This window comes from Stenotrophomonas nitritireducens, assembly GCF_001700965.1.
GTDB lineage: Bacteria > Pseudomonadota > Gammaproteobacteria > Xanthomonadales > Xanthomonadaceae > Stenotrophomonas > Stenotrophomonas nitritireducens_A.
This window is the reverse complement of record NZ_CP016756.1, coordinates 1544610-1561373: the sequence shown is the minus strand read 5'-3', so window position 1 is coordinate 1561373 and position 16764 is coordinate 1544610. Positions and strand designations below refer to the sequence as shown.

Here is a 16764-nt window from a genome sequence, read left to right as displayed (position 1 = left end):
ATGACCGCATGGAGCCAACATGTCTCGACTCACCTCCGCCTGCCTTGTGGCGGGTCTGCTTTCTTCCGGCCTGGCCGGGGCCGCCATGGCCGCTGACGATTCCCAGGACAAGTACGCCTGGCTGGAAGACGTCACAGGCGACAAACAGCTGGGCTGGGTGAAGGAGCAGAACGCCAAGTCCGAAGGCCGCCTGGCCGTGACCCCGCAGTTCAAGGCGATGGAGGCCGGCATCCGCGAGGTGCTGGATTCGGACGCCAAGATCCCGGGCGTGGAGAAGATTGGCGACTACTACTACAACTTCTGGAAGGACAAGCAGCACGAGCGCGGCGTGTGGCGCCGTACCACGCTGGTGGAATACCGCAAGGCCGAGCCGCTGTGGGAAACCGTGCTGGACCTGGACGCGCTGAACAAGGCCGAGGGTGAGAACTGGGTATGGCATGGCGCCAACTGCCTGCGCCCGGAATACAACCGCTGCCTGATCGCGCTGTCGCGCGGCGGCGCTGACGCCGATGTCACCCGCGAGTTCGACGTCTCCAAGAAGGATTGGATCAAGGACGGCTTCTTCCGTGCCGAGGCCAAGGGCGGCCTGGGCTGGATCGACCAGGACAACGTGTTCGTCTTCACCGACTTCGGCCCGGGCTCGATGACCACTTCCGGTTACCCGCGCGTGGTCAAGCGCTGGCAGCGCGGCACCCCGATCACCGCCGCTACCCCGGTGTATGAAGGCAAGCCGGAAGACATGTACATCGCGGCGATGCACGACGACACGCCGGGCTTCGAGCGCAACTTCGTCAGCCGCACCATTGCCTTCTACAACAACGAGCTGTTCGTGATCGGCGCCGATGGCAAGTTGACCAAGGTCGACGCGCCCAATTCGGCCGAGAAGGGCGTGCGCCGCGAATGGTTGACCCTGGAACTGCGTGAGCCGTGGACCGTGGGTGGCAAAACCTACGCCGCCGGTTCGCTGCTGGCGACCAGGTTTGATGACTTCATGGCCGGCAAGCGCGAGTTCGACGTGCTGTTCGCGCCGACCGAGACCACCTCGCTGGCCGGCGTCACCTGGACCAAGTCGCACGTGGTGTTGAACGTGCTGGACGACGTCAAGAATCGCCTGAAAGTGCTGACCCACGGCAAGGATGGCTGGGTTTCCAGCGACTTCACCGGTGCACCGGCGTTCGGCACGATTGGCGTTGGCGCGGTGGACCCGGACGAAAGCGACGCGGTGTGGATGACCGTCACCGACTACCTGACCCCGACCACGCTGGCCTTGGCCGAAATCGGCAGGCAGCCGGAAGTGCTCAAGACCATGCCGGCGTTCTTCGATGCCAGCGACAAGGTGATCGAGCAGCACTTTGCCACCAGCAAGGATGGCACCCGCGTGCCGTACTTCGTGGTGCACGACAAGGCCATGAAACTGGACGGTTCCAACCCGACCCTGCTGTACGGCTACGGTGGCTTTGAGATCTCGCTGACCCCGAATTATTCCGGCGGCATGGGCCGCGCCTGGCTGGACAAGGGCGGCGTGTATGTCGTGGCCAATATCCGTGGCGGTGGCGAGTACGGCCCGCGCTGGCACCAGGCGGCGTTGAAGCAGAACCGCCACAAGGCGTATGAGGACATGGCCGCGGTGGCGCAGGATCTGGTCAGCCGCAACATCACCTCGGCCAAGCACCTGGGCGTGCAGGGTGGCAGCAATGGCGGTCTGCTGACCGGCAACATGCTGACCCAGTACCCGGAGCTGTTTGGTGCGGTGGTGGTGCAGGTTCCGCTGCTGGACATGAAGCGCTACAGCCATCTGCTGGCCGGTGCCTCGTGGATGGCCGAGTACGGCAACCCGGACACGGCCGATTGGGAATTCATCAAGACCTTCTCGCCATACCACCTGTTCGACCCGGCCAAGAATTACCCGCCGGTGCTGTTCACCACCTCCACCCGCGATGACCGCGTCCACCCGGGCCACGCCCGCAAGATGGCGGCCAAGATGATCGACGCAGGCAAGGACGTGACCTACTACGAGAACATCGAAGGCGGGCACGGTGGTGCGGCAAACAATGCGCAGGCCGCGCATATGTCGGCGCTGGCGTACAGCTTCCTGTGGGAGCAGCTGAGCAAGAAGTGATGCTTGGTTTGAGGTTGCTTACGTTTTGAAGTGTTTTCTTTGAAATGCTTTTTGCTTTGAAGTGATCTTGCTTTGAAGTGATGCAAAACAAACGCCACCGAAAGGTGGCGTTTGTTTTTGCTTTTTTGCTTAAGCCCCTCTCCCGCCTGCGGGAGAGGGGTTGGGGTGAGGGCACGGCGAAGTACTGATGGTGAACTGAGGCAATTGCTTCCGAAGCTCAAAAGCTCAAAAGCCTCCCCCCATCCGCCCTCCGGGCACCTTCCCCCGCAAGCGGGAGAAGGGACAACCCAAGCGAAGATCAAAGCCAAAGCCAAAGCCAAAGTACCCCTCCCCAACCCTCCCCTTCGCCTTTGGCGAAAGGGAGGGAGCGACAAGCAAAGCGATTGCCGAGCTTGGCTTGCCGCTTGCGCCGTTGTTTCAGCTCCCTCCCTTTCGCCAAAGGCGAAGGGGAGGGTTGGGGAGGGGTGCTTTCAGCTTTTAGCTTTAGCTTTTAAGTTTTAGTTTTCAGCTCCCAGCTCCCAGCTCCCAGCTTCCAACTTTTTAGCTTTCAGCAATGCGCCCCCAACACTCCAACCCCCGCCCAATCCGCTTCACCGCCTCCTGCAAACGCCCAACATCCTGCGTATACGCAATCCGCACATGCTGGTTGGCACGGTAGTTGCCAAAATCCAAGCCGGGCGTAAACGCCACATGCTCGGTTTCCAGAAAATGCGCACAAAATGCCTGCGCGTCATCGGTGAACGCACTCACATCGCAGTACAGGTAGAACGCGCCCTGCGGCTCCACATCAATGCGGAAGCCCAGCTCGCGCAAGGCCGGCAACAGATAATCCCGGCGCTGCCGGAACTGCTCGCGGCGCTGCTCGAAGATCGCAATCGTCTCCGGCTCGAAACACGCCAACGCCGCATGCTGCGCGATCGAGGGCGCGCTGATGTACAGGTTCTGCGCAAGCTTTTCCAACTCCGGTACTGCACGCGGCGGTGCCACCAGCCAGCCCAGGCGCCAGCCGGTCATGCCGAAGTACTTGGAGAAGCTGTTCAGCACGAAGGCTTCGTCATCCACTTCCAGCACGCTGGGTGCATCGAAGCCATAGGTCAGGCCGTGGTAGATCTCATCCACCACCAGGTGCCCGCCGCGCTCCTTCAGCGCCGCCGACAAGCCCGCCAACTGCCCAGCATCCAGCGTGGTGCCGGTCGGGTTGGCGGGCGAGGCCACCAAGGCACCGACGCTGGCGGCATTCCAGTTGGCCGCAATCGATTCCGGGGTCAGCTGGTAGCCACTGTCCGGCCCCACCGGCACCAGCTGTGCCGCGCCCTCAACCAAGCGCAGGAAATGCCGATTGCAGGGGTAGCCGGGGTCGGCCAGCAGCCAGTGCTTGCCCGGGTCCACCAGCAGGCTGGAGGCCAGCAGCAGGGCGCCCGAGCCGCCGGGAGTTACCAGGATGCGTTCCGGGTCGATGTCCAGGTTGTAGCGCTGGCCGTAGAAACCGGCGATGGCCTGGCGCAGGGCGGGCAGGCCGCGTGCGGCGGTATAGCGGGTATGGCCGGCCGCCAAGGCAGCCTGGCCGGCACGGATGATGGGCTCGGCGGTGGTGAAATCGGGTTCGCCGATCTCCAGGTGGATCACGTCGTGGCCCTGCTGCTCCAGCGCGTTGGCACGGGCCAGCAGCGACATGACGTGGAAGGGCGCGATCTCCTGACTGCGGCGGCTATAGGGGGCTTGCGGGGCGTGGGGCGTGTTCATGCCTGCATGATAGGCGGCGTTGATGGCAACGACGCAAGCACCGGGCGTGGCACACTGTGCGCTGTTGCACTGGATGCACCACCGCTGTTCCGGAGCGAACCTGATGAAACCCTTTCTTTGCCTGTTGGTTGCAAGCCTGATGATCAATACCGCCGCCGCTTCCCAGCCCACCCCGCCGGATGTTGAAAAGCGCCCGCACACGGTGACCGCACCGTTCGGTGCACAGCGCGAGGACGACTACTACTGGCTGCGTGACGACGAGCGCAAGGAGCCGGCGATGCTGGCCTACCTCAACGCCGAGAACGCCTATACCGACGCGCTGATGGCGCCGTTGAAGCCGCTGCAGGACAAGCTCTACGCCGAGATCGTCGGCCGCATCAAGCAGGACGACGCCAGCGTGCCGTACCGCGAGCGTGGCTACTGGTATTACACCCGCTACGAAACCGGCAAGGATTACCCCATCCACGCCCGCCGCAAGGGCGACATGCAGGCGCCGGAAGAAGTTCTGCTGGATCTGAACGTGCTGGCCGAAGGCAAGGGCTACTTCGGCATCGACGACATGGACATCAGCCGCGACAACCAGCTGCTGGCCTGGGCCGAAGACGCCGTTGGCCGCCGCCAGTACACCATCCGCTTCAAGGACCTGGGCACCGGCAAGGTGCTGGATGACGTGATCGAAGGCGTGTCGGCTAACGTGGTCTGGGCCGATGACAACCGCACCCTGTTCTACGTCGAGAACGACCCGGAAACCCTGCTCACCGTACGCGTCAAGAAGCATGTGCTGGGTACCCCGGTCAGCGCCGACGTGCTGGTCTACGAGGAGAAGGACGACAGCTTCTACATGGGCATCGGCCGTACCCGCGACGACCGTTTCATCACCATCGGCGTGGACAGCACTGTGTCTTCCGAGCTGCGTTACACCTCGGCCGCCAACCCGGGTGAGTTCACCGTGCTGGCAAAGCGCGAGCGCGATGTGGAATACGACGCCGACCACTACAACGGCCAATGGGTGATCCGCACCAATGCCGATGGCGCCACCAACTTCAAGCTGGTCACCGCCCCGGACGGCGCCACCAGCCGCAAGCAGTGGACGGATTGGGTCAAGCACGATCCGCAGGTGCTGATCGAAGGCTTCGAACTGTTCGACGGCTATACCGCCATCGCCGAGCGCGCCGAAGCGCTGGAGCGCGTGCGCCTGCTGTTTGCCGACGGCCGCAGCGAGTTCGTCAAGGCCGATGAGCCGGCCTATTCGATGGGCCTGTCGATCAATGCCGAACCCGAGACCGAGTGGCTGCGCTACACCTATACCTCGCTGACCACCCCGGCCACCACCTACGAACTCAACGTCAAGACCGGCGAGCGCCGCCTGCTCAAGCAGCAGCCGGTGATCGGCTATGACCCCAGCAAATACGAAACCGAGCGCGTCTGGGTCACCGCCCGCGATGGCGCCCGCATTCCGGTGTCGCTGGTCTACAAGAAGGGCTTCAAGAAGGACGGCACCGCCGCCCTGTACCAGTACGCCTACGGCAGCTATGGCATGTCGATGGACCCGGGCTTCAACCAGAGCGTGGTGAGCCTGCTGGACCGCGGCGTGGTCTACGCCATCGCGCATATCCGCGGTGGCGAGGAAATGGGCCGCAGCTGGTATGACAACGGCAAGCTGCTGCACAAGCAGAACACCTTCAATGATTTCGTCGACGTGACCCGCGCTCTGGTGGCGCAGGGCTACGCCGCCAAGGATCGCGTGGCCGCTTCCGGCGGCAGCGCTGGCGGCCTGTTGATGGGCGCCGTGGCCAACCAGGCGCCGGGCGATTACCGGGTGATGGTGGCGCAGGTGCCGTTCGTCGACGTGGTGACCACCATGCTCGATGCCAGCATCCCGCTGACCACCAACGAGTACGACGAGTGGGGCAACCCGGAGCAGAAGCCGTACTACGACTACATGCTCAAGTACTCGCCGTACGACAACGTCACCGCCCAGGCTTACCCGTCGCTGTTCGTAGGTACCGGTCTGTGGGATTCGCAGGTGCAGTACTGGGAACCGGCCAAGTGGGTAGCCAAGCTGCGTGACGTCAATACCGGCACCGCGCCCATCGTGTTCCGCACCAATATGGAAGCCGGCCATGGCGGCAAGTCCGGCCGCTTCCAGCGTTACAAGGAACAGGCCGAGTCCTTCGCCTTCGTGCTGTGGCAGCTGGGCCTGGCCGATTGATGCAGCAGGGTTGTGGGCATGCCTGAGACACCGCCACCGCCCCAACCACGCCCGCCGCGCCTGCGCTGGGCGTGGTGGCTGCTGGCCTATGTAAGCCTGGGAGTGGGCATCGTCGGCATTTTTGTGCCCGGCCTGCCCACCACCGTATTCGTGCTGATTTCGGCCTGGGCGGCCTCGCATGGCTCCGAGCGGCTGCACCGCTGGCTACTGGACCACCCGCGCTTCGGCCCGGCCATCCGCGACTGGCAGGCGCACGGCGCGGTAAGCCGCAAGGGCAAGTGGATGGCCAGCCTGACCATGCTGGCCTGCGCCCTGATCACCCTGTGGTGCGTGCCGCTGGCCTGGGTGAAATGGACCTCCATCACCATCATGGCCTGCGTCTGCCTGTGGCTGTGGCTGCGGCCCCTGCCGCCGGGCGAACGCTGAACAGCGCACGCCTGCGGTTCGGACTTCATGGTCCAGTGGCTATACTCCGGGGCATGAACAAGACGTCCCGTTTTCTGATTCTCATCCCGGCGGCCTTCCTGCTGCTGGCCCTCAGCGCCTGCGGCAACAAAGGCCCCTTGGTGATGCCGCAGAAGCCGGTGCCGATCGAGGAACAGGAAGTCATCCCGGAGGAGCAGCCCGCTGCCGCGCCTGCGCCCGACAAGGCCGATCCGGCTGCCGACAAGAAGGCCGACAAGGCCCTGGACGATGCAACCGGTGGTGATGGCGTCAATGAGTAAGTCGGCAACAGGGCGCCTGCAGTTCAGCAAGATGCATGGCGCCGGCAATGATTTCGTGGTGTTGGACCTGCGTGATGGCAGCGCCCCGCCGGATGCCGCCCAGGCCGCCCAACTGGCCGACCGCCATCGTGGCGTCGGCTGCGACCAGATCCTGACCATCGAGCCGCCGCGCAGCGAAGGCGCCGTGGCTTCCTACCGTATATGGAACTCCGACGGCTCCACCTCGCAGCAATGCGGCAACGGCGCGCGCTGCGTGGCCGCCTGGCTGGTGCGCGACGGCGCAGTGCAGGGCGATGACTTCATCATCGACAGCCCCACCCGTACCCACGCCGTGCAGCGCCTGGCCAATGGCGAATACGCCATTGGCATGGGCAAGCCCGAGTTCGAACCGGCACAGATCCCACTGCTCGGCTTCCCGCGCGCACGTGAGGAATACATGACCTCGCTGCAGGGCGAGAACGTGCGCTTCGGTGCCGTGTCGATGGGCAACCCGCACGCGGTGCTGGAAGTGGGCTCGGTCGACGCCGCACCGGTGGAGCGGGTAGGGCCCTTGCTGCAGCAGAACCCCTCGTTCCCCGAATCGGTGAATGTCGGCTTCGCCCAGGTGATGGACGCCGGCCACGCCCGTCTGCGCGTTTACGAGCGCGGCGTTGGCGAAACCCTGGCCTGCGGCAGCGGTGCCTGCGCAGCGGCGGTAGTGCTGATGCAGCGCGGCCGCCTGCAGCGCGACGCGTTGATCTCATTGCCCGGTGGCGACCTGCGTATCCAATGGCCGGCAGATGATGCCGAGATCGTGATGTCCGGCCCGGCAGCATTCGTATTCGACGGAGAGTGGATGGGATGAACGACACAGTCGAGAAAATCGGTGCCCATGAAGTTGCAGCCTGGCTGCGGCGTCATCCGAGCTTCCTCAAGCAGTTCCCCGATCTGGCACTGACCATGGTGGTGCCGCGCGACGACGGCCCCACCGCCTCGCTGGCCAGCTACCAGCTGGAAGTGCTGCGCGACAAGAACCGCGAGCTGTCGCGGCGCTTGGCGGACCTCGGCGCCAACGCGCAGATCAACGAACGCCTGGCCGTGCGCACTCACCAGCTGACCCTGGCGCTGATGCGCCAGAACAGCGCCGCCGACACCCTGCGCGCCATGGCCGCCTCGCTGGAAGAAGATTTCGCCGGCGACCTGGTGCGCATCGTCTCCTTCGATGACGTGCCGGAACTGGCCGAAGCGCCGTGGCTGCAGGTCATCGCCAAGGACGACCAACGGCTGGCTGCGTTCCACGACTGCCTGCAGGACGGCGAGCCCATCTGCGGCCGCCTGCAGCAGGAAAAGAACGTGGTGCTGTACGGCGAGCGCGTCAACGAAGTTTCGTCCACCGCACTGCTGCCGCTGCCCGGCGTCGGCCTGATTGCAGTCGGCAGCTACGACCCCAACCGCTTCTATCCCGGCATGGGCACGCTGTTCCTGCGCATGATGGGTGAATCGCTGGTGACGGGTTTGCAGCGCTTCCACAGCGCTTGAATGGAGTGACGCGGCGATGAGTGCCGTCCAGGCATTCCTATCCTATCTGCAGGTCGAGCGCCGCATGTCGGCGCACACGCTGGACGCCTACCAGCGCGACCTCGCTGCGCTCAGCCAATGGTGCGAAGCGCACGAAGTCGCCGATCCGCAGGCGCTGCAAGGCGAGCAGCTGCGCGAGTTCATCGCCAGCGAGCACCGCCGCGGCCTGTCGGCCAAAAGCCTGCAACGCCGCCTGTCGGCTTGCCGCAGCTTCTACGCCTGGCTGCTGAAGAACAACGTCATCGACACCAGCCCCGCCGCCGGCCTGCGCGCGCCCAAGGCACCACGCAAACTGCCGCAGGTGCTGGACGCCGATGAAGCTGTGCAGCTGGTCGAACTGCCCACCGATGCACCGCTCGGCTTGCGCGACCGCGCGCTGCTCGAACTGTTCTATTCCTCAGGCCTGCGCCTGAGCGAACTCTGCGCCATGCGCTGGCGCGACCTCGATACCGCCAGCGGCATCGTGCTGGTGCACGGCAAAGGCAACCGCGAACGCACCGTGCCGGTCGGCTCGCATGCAATGAACGCATTGCAGGAGTGGCGCAAGGAAAGTGGAGGCACCGGCGAGAAACCGGTATTCCCAGGCCGCAGCGGCGGACCCATCAGCCAACGCGCCGTGCAGATCCGCATCAAGCAACTGGCGCAACGCCAGGGGCTGTTCAAAAACGTGCACCCGCATATGCTGCGGCACAGTTTTGCCAGCCATATTCTGGAATCCTCAGGCGACCTGCGCGGCGTGCAGGAACTGCTGGGGCATGCGGATATTGCGACCACGCAGATCTATACGCATTTGGATTTCCAGCATCTGGCCAAGGTTTATGATGCTGCGCATCCTAGGGCGAAGCGTAAGAGCTGAGTTTTTCTTTGGATGGCTGCCTCCGACCCGGAGCGGACATTGGGCAACTGCTCGTTTCCAGCGATGCTTCGGTTGTTGGCGGGACTAAGCGCTGGTAGTTTTGAACGGGAACAGGAGGTTCCATCATGCAGTTGGTCAAGTTTGCGACCACGTTTTTCATGGTCATCATGGCCGCCACTTGCAATGCACAGACAACCAAAAACGTGAACCTCGATTACGACAAATTAATCCTCCTTGACGCCGAAAATCTAGCGGAGAGTGGTATTGGCGAGGCGTACTCGCAACTTCTGCCAGAGCTTGAGAAGTATGTTTCCCAGCCTGCGCACATCGAGGACGTAGTTGACCCCGACATGCCGCGCTACGCCATTCGGGTCAATGGCACGGAGTACGTCATCTACTCTGCGGATATCCAGAGGAGTGAGGATGCGAGCTGGGGAGCTGCTACCTACGTCTTCTTTAAAGTGATCAACGATCAGCTTGTCAACACCAATTTCCGCTTCTATGCGATCGACGGTGGCAATGAACTGGGCGGCTTGTTTCTCACGCCGGAGCACGCAGAGGCTTCGCGAGCAGCGCTTCCGCGGCCTTCGGACTGGCCGTATCTGCCAGAAGCCGTTGGCCCTTGGTATGGACGGGGAAACTAGCTGTCTTTGCCAATGTCGGCTTCTGGCCGGAAACGGACACCGGCGGGGCAGGGGATTAGGAAGATGTATCGGGGGTGGAGGCTGTTCTCGACCTAAGCAGTCTTTCGTTGCTTGACTGCCGACTGATGCAATCTATCAACGCTTGCACACAACGCGTCATTGCATCCGTTCGATTGGAAGCTGTCGACCTTAATACCGCTTCGCCACCAGTAACCCAAGATCGCGAAGAGCCGCGCTAGGACTTACAGACCATCGAGCACCTTGTCGAAGTAAGAGGGGTACGCCGCCAGTGAGCGTACAACTACATCGCGGTGCTCACGTAACGCGGCACGGAAATTGAACCCTTCATATCCAGTCAGCCGAACTTGAAACGCAACTTCCTGCGCAACTTGCCTGTCGGCCAGACCAGACTCATAGGTCGACACCGCAAGTCTGCTTGGCAACCCGTAAGCCAAAGACTTCTGAAAATCGTTAAGCGCGCCAGCCTCCTCGCCATTGAGCCCTGTTGCCCCGAAAAGGAACTGACCTACGGCGGCGACGATCAACGGGCAATCAAAACCGAGACAGCCTTCCAAGAACTGAAGCACATCGGCATCGTTGAGCTTGCGGCGAGCGGCTTTTCCCCAAGGCTTAGACGCTTTGGCGTCCTTGGTCATAGCAATCAGCTCTCGGTATGAAGCCCCGCGCATCCAGCCCTGCGCGAGCTGCATCGGCATCCCAGCGGGCTCCATCGCTGTCAGTAGCTTGTCGTCGACAACAGTCATGAAAAGCGGCCATATTGCCGTCAGCCACGCATCAGGTGTCGCAAGAGTGCGCAGCGCATTCGCATGTTCCTGGACCCAAGCGTCGACTATCTTTGCGTCGAAAGCGCCCAGCAGCGTCTTAGCATAAGACATCTGTCGAGCGGGTTCGGAAACAACTTGCTCGATGTGCGTTGCCGACAACACAAAGAGTTGAACAAGAGACGCTTTCATGGCCTCGTCCGCCAAGGAAAAAGCCAGCGTAGAGCCTGCCAACACCCGCACTTTTCCTAGTACGTTTTCGAAGCTCTCGAATCCACGATTGGCCATCAGAAAGCTTTCGAGAGCTACCATCAATCTCTGCCTTCTCGAAATTTCCTTCGCCAACGACCGTTCGTCGAATCCAAGTGACTGATGAACGACGGCCATATGCCTGGTCCATGCCGCCAACTCCTCGCCTCGCTTGAAGTATGCCTGCAGTACTTCGGTGGTCGCGATTGGCAAAGTGCTTCTGCCATCAGGCGACGAAATAGCCTCAAGTAATTCGAGAAGCGAGCTTGATGTTTCTTCGGAATTCTCTGCCTTTAATAGCCCAACTGCCGCTTCCAAGCGCCAATTCTCACGTTGACGATTATCGATGACCTTGGGGTCCGCGAAAAGGACAAGTCCTTCGGTATGCATGCCTGCGCGACCGGCTCGGCCAATTAAGTTTTGGAAGTCTCGCGTCTTGATACGTTCAGCGCCTTGATTCACTCCCGAAACGACTAGGTACCGAATTGGCAAATTGACGCCTTGAGCCAAAGTCGAAGTGCAAATGACCAGCTTGATGAGCTCGCTTTGCATCGCATGCTCAATGGATAGGCGTAATCCTTGAGGTGTCGTTCCGTGATGTACAAAGACGCCGAGCAATGCGGCTTTCGTCACCATGGAGTCCGCCCCAAAATGCTCTGTCGCCAGGTGAGTCAAGCGCTGAACTTCATTGGCGTCGGATGCCGCAGCTGGAGAGGGTAGCTTGAACCCCCGCTCATACACTTCAACTGCTCGTTCTGCTAGGCCGCTTGCGGTGTCCTTTCTGCCGCAGAATACGGCCACGGCACCGCTCGGAGCCAATCGAATTCCGAGATAGAGAGAAATGTCTTTCCAAGCATCATCGCCCTTCTGTGGAAACCTTCTGACATTTCTCTCCCTTCCGTGCAGCTCAAGCTCTTGAGCTTCGATGCTCCTGGGCACGAAATAGTCCGGGCGGGCGTAACTATCCGATTCGAAGAACAGAAGCTGCCCAAGTCGTTCACTCCAGGTCGCAAACGCTACTGACCGCGCCGTCGACAACAGGCTCTTACCGTTAACAACGTTCGGCTCTGCACCAATGAGCCACGTGCCGACGTCCGAAGCGTTTTTGATGACAGCAGAGATAAGCACAGTCTGGGCTGTTGCTGGAAGTAGCGCTTTGATTTCCGTGAGCAGCAGTTCATAAGTGATCCCGCGTGATCCTGCGTCGAACTGGTGCCCTTCGTCGTAGACCACCATCCCAATGTGCGCAATCAAGCTAGGCTCTTGCCTCAACACATACAGGAGCTTCTCCGGAGTCAACACCAGCAAGTACCGCGCTGCGGGGACCGTCTGGCCGAGCAACTCGGCCAATTGATCGACGAAGTCCAGCTGCAGTGCATCGGAAAGCTCGTTGACCTTGACGTCTTCGCCTTTGAACGATTGACGCAACGAAGCGGCAATCTCATGGCTCAAGGCGCGGAAAGGAGCGACGATCACCGCGACACGCGTCCGGTCAGCCAAGAATGCGCTGCGGAGAACGACCTCTACAGAGCGTGTCTTGCCAGCGCTCGTGGGCATCTGGACTACCCCCGACCTTCCAGCGAAAAGGCCGGCCTTGCCGAGCAACTTCTGGGATGGCCAGAGTTCCTTAGGGAAGCCGGGGCGACGGATTGCGCCAGCCCAAGCTGCATTGTCCAACCCAGTAAACTTAGGCAACAAGATCCAGGCCGATCCCGCCAAACGCAGCCTGACCACGGCCGATGCGACCTCCACCAGTACAACTTCCCTTGAGCTGCCGCTAGCATAGGTCAATTGACGGAGTTCGCTCAGTAACTCGATGGCCGATTCGGGCGGCACACCCTCGTTGAAGTGGCCCATGAGCCGGAAGGAAAGCTCTTGGAGCATCCCGGATAGCCAATGCACAGCCAGCTTTGGCGGTGCACGCCAGTCTGCTCGCAGTACCCAGATCGTCAGGTGTTCGATTGGATTGGCAGATTCTGCTTGAAGCCGACGGGCAAGGACCAAGCTACTTCCTGGGCGTTGGCCCAAGAAATAGCTGGCTGATGCGAGCAAAGTGACTTCCCGCGACACGCTGGCATCAAACCGAGAACTCAAGTAAGCATCGAAGAAGCTTGCAGCAAAACCGATATCGTCTCGCAGGTCGTCGGCTAGGCCCCCTTCGACATCGATAGCGTCATTTAGCGCTGCCGACGCATCCATTAGCGTCCCGATAGACAACGGGAACAGGGCGGCAGGTTCAACTCCGTCCGGCACGGCGATGTGGGACTCTTCAGGCAAACCCAACTCGTACATCTTTCCCTTCGAGCGGGTAATTCCGAAGTACCGACGACTGTTGAAATCAGGCTTCATTCGCTGCTCGCTGGTACAGGGCATGAGCGAGCTTCATCAGGTCTTTGCCCCTGATTGCAACTAGCTTCAGGTTGTCAGCGTTGGTGTGTCCGGTGATAGACGTTCCCTTGATGCCGTCTGTATCGTAAGCCGAATCGGAAAGAATGGCAGCTGCACCCGAGACAAGCCGATAGGGCCTGTCGACCGCGTCCTGAAATCGCTGAACAACCAGCATCGAAGCACGATCGCCGGATACGAGCATACGTCGTTTCATCGCGGCCAACGTTTCGCCAGCTCGAAGATAGTCTTTGCCTGAGTCGTTGACCGCGACCTGCAGGCGATCTTTGTACATCCCACCGCCGAGCTGAGCCTTCGCCTCAAAGGCCAACATTTCGTCGGTAGGTTTCGGCTCAGTTGGGTCTTGGCACTGAAAGCCGATGATGTCCACCCCCTTGACGGACTCGTCTCGACTCCCCTTCTCTGCGTACTTGCCACGTGGAACCCAATAGCCCAAGACGAATTCGACGTAATCTGAGACGAGCATCTCCGCAAAATCGCCTGAGCGTACGGCGGGACCAGGTGCTATGCGCTCGTCGGGAAAGACCAGTTCCAGCAGATATTCGGCTCGTGACTTGCCTGTGCCCTCGCGCAGGATATCTAGGTCACTATCGAGGCAGTAGGTTTCACGAAACCGACGAGCCCACTCACTTAGTGACGTAGAATCGTCAGGGACGGCAAGTTCCCAGACTTCGCAGTCGAAGCCCTCACCCAGCGCCAATGATTTTTCCTGCTTCAGATGATGAAGGTAAGCTGGCGAATTCATGGGTGATGATTCTATATGGAATCAACCTGGCCGCAATATCTGAGATGCTCAGTTCTTCTTCAAAACGAACGCCCACTTTTGGCCGATACCCGACATGTAGGGGGTCGGGTCACTAGGGATGTTTATCGAGGGCAGGGTGGATGTCCGCTTCTAGCCGTAGGGCGTCATAGGACCCAAAACAGTCGCTTGTCATCTGCGAGAGATAGGGCGTTCGGGATAATAAAGTCGCTGGCCTTTGCCGGGTCGCATTACGCCTTCCAAATGCTGTGAGAAGGCTTGAATCTCGTCGTTACCTACTGCACTTGCCCAAAGCCTGCGTCCCAGGCATGCTTCGCAGCCATTGGGCCGTAGGTGCTACAGAGAGTGGGGATGCCAGCGATCATCGGCAGCATATTGCAAAAGGCGCGGCTATCATCGAAGGCCGCTTGCCTTGTGCTTGCAGGTTTGTCCACATATCAGGTGCGCGCGTCTGCCAACGATGTGGTGGAGCAGCGCATTGATGAAATCATGCAAGAAGCGGCACGCAAGGACGCCTTCAATGGCAACGTGCTGGTTGCAGTCAACAATGAGGTGGTTTACAGCCATTCGTTTGGTTTTACCGATGCGGCCGGCACCAAAAAGCTTGACTCAAGTTATCGCTTCAACATTGGTTCCATCACCAAGGAATTTAGTTCGGTTGCAATTCTGCAGTTGCAAGAAGAAGGGAAACTCAACCTTGAAGATCCCGTCTCAACATACCTCCCCGAGTTCTCGCCCTGGGCTGACAGGGTGGCAGTGAAGTATCTGCTCAACTATACGAGCGGAATTCCGAATGTTCACTGGAAGAAAGTTCGCGGAGACAAAGATATCTACGATGGTTTGCGTGGAATCCAGACTCTCGATTTCGATCCTGGCTCGAGTTATGACTACAACAACAATAATATTTTTGTCCGGCAGTTGATCGTCGAAAGGCTGACTGGCCGGCCATACAAAGCATACGTTGCGGAGGAAATCTTCCGACGGTGCGACATGCCCGGAGCTGCCATAACACCAATAGTTGTGGGAAGTGATATCGCTTCAGGATTCAAGGAAAACCTGGTCGCAGATAAACCTGAGCTCCCAATAACCGGCGGCAGCTATCTCTCAACGACGGATCTGCTGAATTGGTCCAGATGTTTGAATTCAGGCAACCTTCTGAACGCTGTATCACTAGCTGCATTAGCAGATAGATACGACTCTGCAGACTCCCAGTCTTCGCTTGGGCAGGTGGAATATCAGGACGGAAGGTTGAGCCGGCATGTTCATGACGGGCGATCAGGAAGCTACGAGTCACTGTTGATTTCGAGCGGAGGTTTGACAATCGTTCTATTAGGCAACAGTTACAGGGGTAAATTGTTCGAACTGGCGGATGCGATTGAGGCAAGTCTGATGTAACGAGTATCTACGCTGACAATGCGCCGGCGAAACTGGTCCACTATCATCGCTACAGTCCTGTCATCATGCGATGGTGCTAGGCCAAAAGCCGGGCTTCTTCCTTTTGATCCGATCACCACCGCGTCGAAATCATCACCGTTCTCCGCGAGGCGATTGGGGCGTGCGTGGATGTATCGCCCCGGCTCCCTAGGCACACCCAGAGCTCACAATCGAGCCATGCCACGTATCCGCTTCTGGAAGAGCGTGGCAAGTGCGTAGGCTGACGGTCGGCGGCCAGCGGTCCGTGGTGCTTCTTCGAGTTTTCCAAAACAGACCGTAGAGCCGAGGTATCACTATGGGCTCGTATGGTTAGAGTCCCTCCGTACCTCTGCATCTCGGAAAACTGCTGCAGCCCAAGAAGCGCTGCCCAGTGCGACTGTTCATCCGCTGCACCAATGCGCCACCACAGCGCGGGCAGGGAGGGGCTTTGGGTTCCGAATCAGCGCATGTCGGCACCGTCGGCTCCTTGCGCTGATTTGTCGCCAAGGGAGAAATGTCCGCGGCTTTCACCATCTGGATCATTTCCAGCAACTGCTCTCCGCCGATCAGTTCGATAGGCTTTCCATGTGCGAACGCCTCCGCATCCGGAGTGAAGCCGCCGATGCAGGCGATCTTGACCGCGTGGGCTTGATGGTGGGTTAGTAGCCCGGCCATTTCGCGCACCACGCTTACGCCTACTTGTTGGCGTTTCCATTGTTTACATTGGACAAGAGTACGGCGACCGTCTTTTCGAAGAATAAGGTCTATGCCGCCGTCGGGGCCGCCCAAACCGGTTTCTTCAACGGCGTAGCCTTGGCGCCGGAATGCCTCTCCAACAAGTTGCTCAAATTGGCGCCAACCGCCGGCGGCAAGGCTGTCCAGGTTTGTGCGCGTATCCAGGAAGCGGCGGCGTTTACGAGCGGCCAGATAGGACTTCAGCGCCGCTATCCAGCACAGGCCGAGCAGCATCCCAGCCAATATCATGAACATCGAGCCGGGTTGTCCGGTAAGTCCCTGTGCCAACATCCCGCCTTTGCGCGACAGCCACCACGGAACGCCATAGCCAACCGCTGCAAAGCCGACGATGCCAGCAGCAATGCCTACCGGCCACGGCATTGAGGCCAAAACATCCAATCCGCTTTGACGTCTTCTACGTCCCATGCAAGAACCTCCATTTCAGGCCGCAACATAGCGTGGGGCAGAGGGTTTGTCAGCAGATTTCCAATGGATCACTGCAGGCCGGGCGATCTGCATACGGCTGTATAGTCGTGCTTCGGCGAGTGGGAACCAGACGG

13 protein-coding genes are annotated in these 16764 nt (G+C 60.3%); 9 read left to right on the top strand and 4 right to left on the bottom strand.

All coding sequences use genetic code 11. The annotated features are described in order from the left end of the window. Positions 1-19: 19 nt before the first annotated feature. Entirely contained in the window at positions 20-2119 is a 2100-nt protein-coding gene (locus BCV67_RS06575; RefSeq protein WP_062166984.1) for a prolyl oligopeptidase family serine peptidase, read from the top strand. Between the two features lie 540 nt (positions 2120-2659). On the opposite strand, the gene BCV67_RS06570 is transcribed toward BCV67_RS06575, so the two are convergent. Next, the gene (locus tag BCV67_RS06570) at positions 2660-3862 is read right to left on the bottom strand and encodes a pyridoxal phosphate-dependent aminotransferase (RefSeq protein WP_062166983.1); all 1203 of its coding nucleotides are present in this window, start codon (positions 3860-3862) and stop codon (positions 2660-2662) included. Positions 3863-3965: 103 nt separating this feature from the next. Between BCV67_RS06570 and BCV67_RS06565 the strand changes: the two genes are divergently transcribed. From BCV67_RS06565 to BCV67_RS06535, 7 genes are all read left to right on the top strand, one after another. Continuing rightward, entirely contained in the window at positions 3966-6074 is a 2109-nt protein-coding gene (locus tag BCV67_RS06565) for a S9 family peptidase (RefSeq protein WP_062166982.1), read from the top strand. Positions 6075-6092: 18 nt separating this feature from the next. After that, positions 6093-6500 carry a YbaN family protein gene (locus tag BCV67_RS06560; RefSeq protein ID WP_062166981.1) on the top strand — a complete coding sequence of 136 codons (408 nt, stop codon included), beginning with the start codon at positions 6093-6095 and terminating at the stop codon, positions 6498-6500. Positions 6501-6553: 53 nt separating this feature from the next. Continuing rightward, entirely contained in the window at positions 6554-6799 is a 246-nt protein-coding gene (gene lptM, locus BCV67_RS06555; protein ID WP_062166980.1) for an LPS translocon maturation chaperone LptM, read from the top strand. Continuing rightward, positions 6792-7643: a diaminopimelate epimerase gene (gene dapF, locus BCV67_RS06550; RefSeq protein WP_062166979.1), complete on the top strand. Its 852-nt coding sequence runs from the start codon at positions 6792-6794 to the stop codon at positions 7641-7643. Before lptM ends, dapF begins: the two co-directional genes overlap by 8 nt. Continuing rightward, a complete protein-coding gene (locus BCV67_RS06545; RefSeq protein WP_057629383.1) occupies positions 7640-8317 on the top strand; it encodes a DUF484 family protein in 678 nt (225 codons plus the stop codon). Before dapF ends, BCV67_RS06545 begins: the two co-directional genes overlap by 4 nt. A 16-nt stretch (positions 8318-8333) precedes the next feature. Beyond that, positions 8334-9212 carry a tyrosine recombinase XerC gene (gene xerC / locus BCV67_RS06540; protein WP_062166978.1) on the top strand — a complete coding sequence of 293 codons (879 nt, stop codon included), beginning with the start codon at positions 8334-8336 and terminating at the stop codon, positions 9210-9212. Between the two features lie 125 nt (positions 9213-9337). Then, complete coding sequence (locus BCV67_RS06535) at positions 9338-9856, top strand: hypothetical protein (RefSeq protein WP_062166977.1); 519 nt, start codon at positions 9338-9340, stop codon at positions 9854-9856. 242 nt (positions 9857-10098) lie between these two features. Here the strand turns inward: BCV67_RS06535 and BCV67_RS06530 are convergent, their stop codons facing one another. Further along, the gene (locus tag BCV67_RS06530; RefSeq protein WP_062166976.1) at positions 10099-13236 is read right to left on the bottom strand and encodes a DEAD/DEAH box helicase; all 3138 of its coding nucleotides are present in this window, start codon (positions 13234-13236) and stop codon (positions 10099-10101) included. After that, on the bottom strand, positions 13226-14038 hold the full coding sequence (locus BCV67_RS06525) for a hypothetical protein (protein WP_062166975.1): 813 nt from the start codon (positions 14036-14038) through the stop codon (positions 13226-13228). The genes BCV67_RS06530 and BCV67_RS06525 overlap by 11 nt, the downstream gene beginning before the upstream one ends. A gap of 369 nt (positions 14039-14407) precedes the next feature. Between BCV67_RS06525 and BCV67_RS06520 the strand changes: the two genes are divergently transcribed. After that, positions 14408-15451 (top strand): serine hydrolase domain-containing protein, encoded by a 1044-nt coding sequence (locus tag BCV67_RS06520; protein ID WP_197430076.1) that lies wholly within the window; start codon positions 14408-14410, stop codon positions 15449-15451. A gap of 348 nt (positions 15452-15799) precedes the next feature. Here the strand turns inward: BCV67_RS06520 and BCV67_RS06515 are convergent, their stop codons facing one another. Beyond that, positions 15800-16630 (bottom strand): restriction endonuclease, encoded by an 831-nt coding sequence (locus BCV67_RS06515; protein WP_062166974.1) that lies wholly within the window; start codon positions 16628-16630, stop codon positions 15800-15802. Between the last annotated feature and the right edge of the window lie 134 nt (positions 16631-16764).